The 8,974-nt window shown below is 49.5% G+C and carries 14 protein-coding genes and 1 pseudogene; all 15 read left to right on the top strand.

The features are described from left to right. A pseudogene (gene rpsG, locus DACE_RS16630) lies at positions 1-465 on the top strand (30S ribosomal protein S7); the annotation flags it as partial. Positions 466-493: 28 nt separating this feature from the next. Further along, positions 494-2,569, top strand: a complete 2,076-nt coding sequence (gene fusA / locus DACE_RS16625) for an elongation factor G (protein WP_006003304.1) — start codon at positions 494-496, stop codon at positions 2,567-2,569. An 11-nt stretch (positions 2,570-2,580) separates the two neighbouring features. Beyond that, the gene (tuf, locus tag DACE_RS16620; protein WP_006003302.1) at positions 2,581-3,771 is read left to right on the top strand and encodes an elongation factor Tu; all 1,191 of its coding nucleotides are present in this window, start codon (positions 2,581-2,583) and stop codon (positions 3,769-3,771) included. A gap of 12 nt (positions 3,772-3,783) precedes the next feature. Beyond that, positions 3,784-4,092, top strand: a complete 309-nt coding sequence (rpsJ, locus tag DACE_RS16615) for a 30S ribosomal protein S10 (RefSeq protein WP_006003300.1) — start codon at positions 3,784-3,786, stop codon at positions 4,090-4,092. A 29-nt stretch (positions 4,093-4,121) separates the two neighbouring features. Continuing rightward, a complete protein-coding gene (gene rplC, locus DACE_RS16610) occupies positions 4,122-4,751 on the top strand; it encodes a 50S ribosomal protein L3 (RefSeq protein WP_040367924.1) in 630 nt (209 codons plus the stop codon). 33 nt (positions 4,752-4,784) lie between these two features. Next, positions 4,785-5,405 (top strand): 50S ribosomal protein L4, encoded by a 621-nt coding sequence (gene rplD, locus DACE_RS16605; RefSeq protein WP_006003296.1) that lies wholly within the window; start codon positions 4,785-4,787, stop codon positions 5,403-5,405. Then, positions 5,405-5,692 carry a 50S ribosomal protein L23 gene (locus tag DACE_RS16600; RefSeq protein ID WP_006003294.1) on the top strand — a complete coding sequence of 96 codons (288 nt, stop codon included), beginning with the start codon at positions 5,405-5,407 and terminating at the stop codon, positions 5,690-5,692. Before rplD ends, DACE_RS16600 begins: the two co-directional genes overlap by 1 nt. Before the next feature lie 30 nt (positions 5,693-5,722). Further along, entirely contained in the window at positions 5,723-6,547 is an 825-nt protein-coding gene (gene rplB, locus DACE_RS16595) for a 50S ribosomal protein L2 (protein WP_006003292.1), read from the top strand. Between the two features lie 11 nt (positions 6,548-6,558). Next, positions 6,559-6,837 carry a 30S ribosomal protein S19 gene (rpsS, locus tag DACE_RS16590; RefSeq protein WP_040367923.1) on the top strand — a complete coding sequence of 93 codons (279 nt, stop codon included), beginning with the start codon at positions 6,559-6,561 and terminating at the stop codon, positions 6,835-6,837. A gap of 18 nt (positions 6,838-6,855) precedes the next feature. Further along, positions 6,856-7,188, top strand: a complete 333-nt coding sequence (rplV, locus tag DACE_RS16585) for a 50S ribosomal protein L22 (RefSeq protein WP_006003291.1) — start codon at positions 6,856-6,858, stop codon at positions 7,186-7,188. 20 nt (positions 7,189-7,208) lie between these two features. Further along, complete coding sequence (gene rpsC / locus DACE_RS16580; RefSeq protein WP_006003288.1) at positions 7,209-7,844, top strand: 30S ribosomal protein S3; 636 nt, start codon at positions 7,209-7,211, stop codon at positions 7,842-7,844. A 25-nt stretch (positions 7,845-7,869) separates the two neighbouring features. Beyond that, positions 7,870-8,295, top strand: coding sequence for a 50S ribosomal protein L16 (rplP, locus tag DACE_RS16575; protein WP_006003286.1), 426 nt, complete (start codon positions 7,870-7,872; stop codon positions 8,293-8,295). Next, positions 8,285-8,473, top strand: coding sequence for a 50S ribosomal protein L29 (rpmC, locus tag DACE_RS16570; RefSeq protein ID WP_006003284.1), 189 nt, complete (start codon positions 8,285-8,287; stop codon positions 8,471-8,473). The genes rplP and rpmC overlap by 11 nt, the downstream gene beginning before the upstream one ends. Before the next feature lie 20 nt (positions 8,474-8,493). Then, positions 8,494-8,754, top strand: coding sequence for a 30S ribosomal protein S17 (gene rpsQ, locus DACE_RS16565; RefSeq protein WP_006003282.1), 261 nt, complete (start codon positions 8,494-8,496; stop codon positions 8,752-8,754). A 15-nt stretch (positions 8,755-8,769) separates the two neighbouring features. Continuing rightward, on the top strand, positions 8,770-8,974 hold a 205-nt coding region (locus DACE_RS16560), incomplete at its 3' end, for an uL14 family ribosomal protein (RefSeq protein WP_040367921.1).

Here is an 8,974-nt window from a genome sequence, read left to right as displayed (position 1 = left end):
TAGAAGAAGAGAGTTGCAAAGCGGATCGTTCTTGCTGATCCTAAATATAATGACCGGTTGGTGACTAAGTTTGTCAACAGTCTGATGTTGGGTGGTAAGAAGAGTGTTGCTGAGAAGATTGTTTACGGCGCGTTTGATTTGGTCGCTGAGCGTAGTGGTGAGGATCCTGTGGATGTCTTTAAAAAGGCATTTGAGAATGTTCGTCCAATGCTTGAGGTTAAATCACGTCGTGTCGGCGGTTCAACTTACCAGGTGCCTGTTGAGGTGCGTCCTGATCGCCGTAATGCCCTGGTTATTCGTTGGGTGTTGGCAGCGTCGCGTGGTCGAGGTGAAAAGACCATGTGTGAGCGTCTGGCGGCAGAGCTTCTTGATGCAGCCAATAATCGTGGTGCATCGGTGAAGAAGAAGGAAGATACGCATCGGATGGCAGAGGCGAATAAAGCTTTTGCTCATTATCGCTGGTAACGGATTGTTTCTGGGAGGAAGTTGAGCTGTGGCACGCAAAGTATCTCTTGCTAATACACGTAATATCGGCATCATGGCACACATTGATGCGGGTAAGACGACAACAACTGAGCGGATCCTGTACTATACGGGTGTCTCTCATAAAATTGGTGAAGTCCATGATGGAGCAGCGACCATGGACTGGATGGAACAGGAGCAGGAGCGCGGAATTACTATTACCTCAGCTGCTACCACCTGTTTTTGGAAAGAAAACCGCATAAACATTATTGATACCCCGGGTCATGTTGACTTTACGATCGAGGTTGAGCGCTCTCTGCGTGTCCTTGATGGTTCTGTCGCTGTGTTCTGTTCTGTTGGTGGCGTAGAGCCTCAATCTGAAACAGTATGGCGTCAAGCTGATAAGTATGGGGTCCCTCGTCTTGCATTTGTTAACAAGATGGACCGTATCGGCGCTGATTTTCAGCGTGGTGTCGATATGATGAAAGACCGTCTTGGTGCGAATCCTGTCCCGTTGCAACTGCCTATCGGTAAGGAAGATTACTTCAAGGGTGTTGTTGACTTGGTTGAGATGAAGGCATTTATTTGGGACGATGAGTCTCTGGGTGCTAATTTCGACGAGGTGGAAATTCCCGCAGAGATGTCTGGTGATGTGGAAGCGGCTCGCGAAGCGATGTTGGAAGAGCTGTGCACGTACGACGAGGGGTTGATGGAGAAGTATCTCGGTGGCGATGAGTTGACCGTTGCTGAGATCAAGTCTGCTATTCGTACTGCGACCATTGATCTGCACATTAATCCTGTTTTGTGTGGTAGTGCATTTAAAAACAAGGGTGTTCAGCACTTGCTGGATGCGGTTGTTGATTATATGCCTTGTCCGACCGATGTTCCTGCGATTGAGGGTCTCGATCCTAAGGGTAATGAGATTACTCGTCCTGCCGATGATGATGGGCCGTTTGCGGCTCTGGCCTTTAAGATTATGACCGACCCGTTTGTTGGTCAGTTGTCCTTCTTCCGTGTTTATTCCGGTATCGCTGAGGCGGGTTCGTCAGTGTTGAACTCCACCAAGGGCAAGAAGGAGCGTCTGGGTCGGATCTTGAAGATGCACGCGAATAAGCGTGAAGAGATTAAGCAGGTTTACTCAGGTGATATTGCGGCCGCTGTTGGCCTGAAATATACCACGACTGGTGATACTCTGTGTGACTCTGAAGGTGAGTGTCTTCTTGAGGCGATGGAGTTCCCGGATCCGGTTATTCATATTGCGGTTGAGCCGAAAACCAAGAGTGACCAAGAGAAGATGGGTGTTGCTCTGGGTAAGCTGTTGGCTGAAGATCCCTCTCTTGGGGTTCGTACCGATGAAGAGACCGGTCAGACGATCCTCTCTGGTATGGGTGAGCTTCACCTTGAGGTTATTATTGATCGCCTGAAGCGTGAGTTTAAGGTTGAAGCTAACATCGGTGCGCCTCAGGTTGCTTACCGTGAGTCGATTACCAAATCCGTTGAGGTGCAGGGTAAGTTTGTTCGTCAGTCTGGTGGTCGTGGTCAGTACGGCGATTGCTGGTTGCGGATTGAGCCTCAGGAGCCTGGTGCTGGTTTTGAGTTTGTTGACGCCATTAAGGGTGGTGTTATTCCTCGTGAGTACATCCCCGCCGTTGGTAAGGGTGCTGAAGAGGCTTCTCAGAACGGTGTTATTGCCGGTTTCCCCATTGTTGATGTTAAGGTTACTGTTTACGACGGTTCTTACCATGATGTTGACTCCAGTGAAATGGCATTTAAGATTGCCGGTTCAATGGGCTTTAAAGAGGGGGCAGCTAAGGCTGGACCGGCTCTGCTTGAGCCGATGATGGCCGTTGAGGTTGTTGTTCCTGAAGAATATATGGGTGACGTTATCGGCGATCTGAACAGTCGTCGTGGCAAAGTTCAGGGGATGGATTCCCGTGGTAGTGCTCAAGTCATCAGTGCCCACGTTCCTCTGGCAAGTATGTTTGGTTATGCTACCGAGCTGCGTAGTATGACGCAGGGTCGTGCAACTTATACGATGGTGTTTGACCACTATGATCAAGTGCCTAAAGCGATTTCTGAAGAGATTATCGCCAAAGTGAAAGGCTAAGGAGCAAAGTCATGGCAAAGGAAAAATTTGAAAGAACAAAGCCCCATGTCAACATCGGTACGATTGGCCACGTTGACCATGGGAAAACGACACTGACTGCGGCAATCACCAAAGTAATGGCTGGTCTCGGTCAGGCGGAAGCCCGCGCATTTGATCAAATTGACAACGCTCCTGAAGAGCGTGAGCGTGGTATCACCATCGCAACAGCTCACGTTGAGTATGAGACGGAAAGCCGTCACTATGCTCACGTTGACTGCCCTGGTCACGCTGACTATGTAAAGAATATGATTACCGGTGCGGCACAGATGGACGGTGCTATTCTGGTTGTTTCTGCAGCTGACGGCCCCATGCCTCAGACCCGTGAGCACATTCTGCTCGCTCGTCAGGTTGGTGTTCCTGCCATCGTTGTGTTCCTGAATAAGGCCGACATGGTTGATGACGAAGAGCTGATGGAGCTGGTTGAGCTGGAAGTTCGCGAGCTGCTGTCCGCTTATGACTTTCCTGGTGATGACCTGCCTATCGTTGCAGGTTCCGCCCTTAAGGCTCTCGAAGCTGACCAAGGTGCTCCTGAGGAGCAATGCATCATCGACCTGATGAACGAGGTTGATGCCTATGTTCCCGAGCCTGAGCGTGCAATCGATCAAGCCTTCCTGATGCCTGTCGAGGATGTCTTCTCCATTTCAGGTCGTGGTACGGTTGCTACCGGTCGTGTTGAGAGTGGTATTATTAAGGTTGGTGAGGAAATTGAGATTGTTGGTATGAAAGATACCACCAAGACAACCGTCACCGGCGTTGAGATGTTCCGCAAGCTGCTCGATCAAGGTCAGGCTGGCGACAATGTTGGTCTGTTGCTGCGCGGTGTTAAGCGTGAAGATATTGAGCGTGGTCAAGTTCTGGCCAAGCCCGGCAGCATCACTCCTCACACCAAGTTTAAGGCCGAGGCCTATATTCTGACTAAAGAAGAGGGTGGTCGTCATACGCCGTTCTTCAAAGGCTATCGTCCTCAGTTCTACTTCCGTACCACTGACGTCACCGGTGTTGTAGAGCTGCCTGAAGGTGTTGAGATGGTTATGCCTGGCGATAACATCGCCATGTCCGTCGAAATGATCACCCCGATCGCCATGGACAAAGAGCTGCGCTTCGCGATTCGCGAAGGTGGCCGTACTGTCGGCGCCGGTGTTGTTAGTGAAATTATTGAGTAATTGAGGTTACACATGTCCAGCCAGAAAATAAGAATTCGCCTGAAGGCGTACGATCATAAACTGCTCGATATGGCAGTGAATGAAATTGTTGATACGGTTAAGCGGACGGGGTCCCATCTTGCCGGCCCTATTCCTTTGCCGACTGTGATCAACAAATATTGTGTTCTGCGTGGTCCCCACGTTAACAAGAAGAGCCGTGAGCAGTTTGAGATCCGCACTCACAAGCGGCTGTTGGATATTCTCGACCCTACACAGCAAACAGTGGATGCTCTGATGAAGCTTGACCTTTCAGCGGGTGTCTTTGTTGAAATCAAGCTGTAGTACGAATTGTTTTTGATAAGGATAGTATGATGGTTAACGGAATTCTGGGAAAAAAACTGGGCATGACCCAGATATTTACCGAAAGCGGTATGCGCATCCCTGTGACAGTTATTGAGGCTGGCCCTTGCACAGTTGTGCAGAAGAAAGTCGTCGATACTGATGGTTATGATGCTGTACAGCTTGGTTTTGGCGAACAGAAGGCCCATCGGATCAATAAGCCCAAAATGGGCCATTTTAAAAAAGCCGGTAAGGGTGTTTTCGCCTCTCTTCGTGAGATGGATGGTGAAATCGCCGAGCTTGAAGTTGGTGCTGAGATCGTTTGTGGCGATGTTTTTTCTGCCGGAGATATTGTTGATGTTATGGGGACCAGTAAGGGTAAAGGTTTTCAGGGCGTCATGAAACGTTGGAACTTTTCTGGTGGTCGTAGTACGCACGGCTCTAAGTTTCATCGTGCTCCTGGTGCGATTGGTTGCAGTGCTTGGCCTTCTCGCGTATTTAAGGGCAAGAAAATGGCGGGCCAGATGGGCAACGAGCGTGTCACGATTCAGAATCTGGAAATCGTGGATGTTCGCGCTGATCAGAACCTGATCCTGGTGAAGGGTGCTATCCCCGGCCCTAAAAACGGTCTGGTAACGATCCGTAAAGCCATTAAGGCTTAATTCCGGGCTGTTAGAGATACAGGAGATATTAGCATGGCAAAAGTAACTGTTTATGATATGCAAAAAAACCAGGTTTCAGAGCGCGAGCTGAATGAGGTCGTTTTCGACGCTGAAGTTCGCCCGTACTTGGTGCATGACATGGTTCGATATCAACTTGCTGCACGACGTCAGGGTACGTCTGCGTGTAAAAACCGTGCTGCTGTAGCCGGTGGTGGCAAGAAGCCGTTTAAGCAGAAAGGTACCGGCAATGCACGTCAAGGTACCGTTACTGCCCCTAACCATGTTGGTGGTGGTGTGGCTTTTGGTCCGACTCCGCGTAATTACGCGTTCAAGTTGAATCGCAAGGTAAAAAAGCTGGCTCTGTGTTCAGCGCTGTCCTCCCGTTTTCAGGAGCAGAAACTGACGGTACTTTCAGAGCTGAAGCTTGACTCAATCAGCACAAAAAGTTTCAAGCAGGTTGTGGATCGCTTTGAACTTAAGGATGCACTCGTTGTTATTGACGCTGCGAATCCTGAAGTCGAACTTTCGGCACGTAATCTCCGTAACGTTAAGGTGTTGCGCGCCGACGGTGTCAATGTGTATGACGTGATGAAGTACTCCAACCTGGTTTTGACCGAAGGCGCTGTGGAGCAGCTGGAAGGAGCGTTGGCGTAATGAAGCCTTTACATCACATTATTAAAAAGCCGCTGGTTACCGAGAAAACCGCGATTCAGAAAGAAGAAGGTCGCGTGGTTGTATTCGAAGTAGCTAAAGATGCAAACAAGATTGAAATCAAACAGGCTGTGGAAAAAGCTTTCGACGTCAAGGTTGATGATGTCAATACGATGATCGTTGCAGGTAAGGTGAAGCGCGTTGGTCGTCAATTTGGCAAGCGTCCTAATCGGAAGAAAGCATATGTAACTCTCGCTGAAGGCAGCAATATCGACTTCTTCGGCGTGTGATGACAGTCTAAGGGATACGGAGTAAGAATAATGGCGATCAAAAAGTTTAAGCCGACCTCGCCGGGGCGCCGCCACATGACAGCCTCGACTTTCGAGGAGGTAACCACAGCGACACCTGAAAAGTCACTTTTGGAACCTCTGAAAAAGTCTGGCGGACGCAATAACAACGGACGAATTACAAAGCGCCACACTGGCGGTGGTCACAAGCGTAAATACCGCATTATCGACTTTAAGCGGGATAAAAGAGAAATTCCTGCTCGAGTGGTTTCCATTGAGTACGACCCGAACCGTTCAGCACGCATTGCTCTGCTGAGCTATGCTGATGGCGAGAAGCGTTATATCCTTGCCCCTGTTGGTTTAGAGGTTGGTGCAGAGGTTGTCGCTAGTGAGTCGGCGGATATTCAACCGGGTAATGCCATGGCAATTCGTGCCATTCCTTTGGGCACCTGGGTTCACAATGTTGAGCTGAAGGTTGGCAAGGGTGGTCAGCTGGCACGTAGCGCTGGTGCTTATGCCATGATCGCTGCAAAAGAAGGCCGTTATGCTCAGCTTCGTCTGCCTTCCGGTGAGGTTCGTTTGGTACTCCAGGAGTGCTGTGCGACTATTGGCCAAGTGGGTAATACCGACCATGAAAACGTCAAGATCGGTAAGGCTGGACGTAATCGCTGGCTCGGCAAGCGTCCTCAGTCTCGTGGCGTAGCTATGAACCCTGTTGATCACCCGCATGGTGGTGGTGAAGGTAAGAGTTCTGGTGGACGTCATCCTGTTACGCCTTGGGGTGTTCCCACTAAGGGCTATAAAACCCGTACGAACAAACGGACGGATCGTTTCATTGTCCGTCGTCGGAACAAGTAGAGGAGTGTATCGTGGCTAGATCGATTAAGAAGGGACCTTATGTAGAGGAAAGCCTGCTGCGCAAGGTTGATTTGGAAGGTGGAACGACGGCCAGCAAGGTCATTAAGACTTGGTCTCGCCGTAGCACGATTATCCCCGAATTCGTAGGGCATACCTTTGCTGTACATAACGGAAAGAAGTTCCTTCCCGTTTATGTGAGTGAGAATATGGTAGGTCATAAACTTGGCGAATTTGCACCTACTCGGACCTATTACGGTCATGGTGCAGATAAGAAGTCCAAGAGAAAATAACCGCAACGGAGTCACCGGATGGAAGCAAAAGCGAAATTAAGATTTGTCCGCATGTCCCCGCAAAAGGCTCGCCTTGTCGTGGATATGATTCGCGGAAAAAATGTACAGGAAGCGCTGAATATTTTGCGCTTTTCCCCGCAAAAGCCTGCAGGTATCGTTGCGGAACTGGTGAAGTCAGCAGTTGCAAATGCCGAGCAAAAAGGCGTAGCAGATGTTGATAAACTGTATGTTAAGACAATTACGGTCGACCAAGGACCGGCTTTGAAGCGCTTTATTCCTCGCGCTCAGGGTCGTGCCAGTAAGATCCGTAAGCCAACTAGTCACGTCCAGGTCGTTCTGGACGAAATTTAGCCAATCAAGGAGGTGATAGTTTGGGCCAGAAAGTTCATCCTGTAGGGTTTCGCCTGGGTGTCATCAGAACCTGGGAATCGAAGTGGTATGCAGACGAAGATTATGCACGCTTTGTCCATGAAGATCTGAAACTGCGTAACTACCTGAAGAAGCGCTTGTATCATGCCGGCATCTCAAAAATAGAGATCGAGCGTGCTGCAGGTAAAATGAAATTGAATATTTATGCTGCGCGTCCCGGTATCATTATCGGCAAGCGTGGTTCGGAAGTTGAGGCGCTTAAGCAGGAGCTGGCCAAACTCACCGACAAGGAAATCTTCCTTAATATTCAAGAAGTTCGCAAGCCTGAGATGAATGCTCAGCTCGTGGCTGAAGGCGTCGCGCTTCAACTGGAGCGTCGTGTCGCTTTCCGCCGCGCCATGAAGCGTAGCGTAGGTCAATCTCTGCGTTTCGGTGCCCAGGGTATTAAGATCACGTGCAGTGGTCGTCTGGGTGGTGCCGAGATGAGTCGCACCGAATGGTATCGTGAAGGTCGTGTGCCTCTGCACACGATTCGTGCTGATATCGATTACGGTTTCGCTGAAGCGAAAACGACCTACGGTATTATTGGAGTCAAGGTTCTCATCTTCAAGGGCGAAGTTCTCTCGCGAGAGCAGTAGACTTGTCAGATAGGAGTATGTCGTTATGTTAATGCCCAAGAAGGTCAAACATAGAAAGCAGTTTAAAGGTCGCATGAAAGGTGCGGCCAAGGGTGCAACCAACATTAATTTCGGCGATTACGGTCTTCAGGCCACCAATCGTGGTTGGTTGTCCTCACGTCAGATCGAAGCTGCGCGTCGCGCCATGACCCGCTACATCAAACGTGGTGGTAAAATCTGGATTCGCGTGTTTCCTGATAAATCCCTGACCCGTAAAGCCGCTGAAACCCGCATGGGTAAAGGTAAGGGTTCTCCTGATAGCTGGGTTGCCGTGGTTCGTCCCGGTATGGTTCTTTATGAAATGCAGGGTGTTCCGGAAGAGGTTGCCCGCGAGGCTTTACGTCTTGCTGCTCATAAGTTGCCGATCTCAACTAAGTTTGTAGCCAGAGAGGAGAGTTCAAATGAAGGCTAAGGAATTACAGGGCTTCAGTGTTGAAGAACTTGAGAAAAAATCTCTGGAATTGAGCCAGGAACTGTTTAACCTGAAATTCCAATTGCACACCGGACATCTTGACGATACCGCCAAGATTCCTCAAGTGCGTAAGGATATTGCACGGGTCAAGACTGTTTTGCGGCAGAAACTTGCGTAATGGATGTTGAGGTGAGTGATATGGCATCAGATCGTCGTAATAAGAAAAAGCTGGTTGGTATCGTAACCAGTGACAAGATGGACAAAACTGTCGTTGTTAAAGTAGATACTCTTGTTCAGCATCCTGTGTACAAGAAGTACATTAAGCGCAGTATGAAATATAAAGCACATGATGAGGAAAACCAGTGTGCTGCCGGGGATAAAGTGTTGATTACCGAAGCGCGTCCGCTTTCACGCGATAAGCGCTGGCGGGTCAGCCAGGTCCTTGAGAAAACACTGTAGGACGGGAGAAAGATAATGATTCAAATGCAAACAGTTCTTGATGTAGCTGATAATTCCGGTGCTCGGAAGTTGTGCTGCATTAAGGTTCTGGGCGGCTCTAAGCGCAAATATGCGGGGCTGGGCGATATTATTGTCTGCTCTGTTCGCGAAGCGATGCCCAATTCTAAAGTGAAAAAAGGTGATGTCGTCCGTGCCGTTATCGTGCGTACGGCTAAAGAGG

It is taken from the genome of Desulfuromonas acetoxidans DSM 684, assembly GCF_000167355.1.
In the GTDB taxonomy this organism is placed as follows: Bacteria; Desulfobacterota; Desulfuromonadia; order Desulfuromonadales; family Desulfuromonadaceae; genus Desulfuromonas; species Desulfuromonas acetoxidans.
Note: the sequence above shows the minus strand (reverse complement) of the source record. Positions and strands in the feature narration are given on the sequence as shown.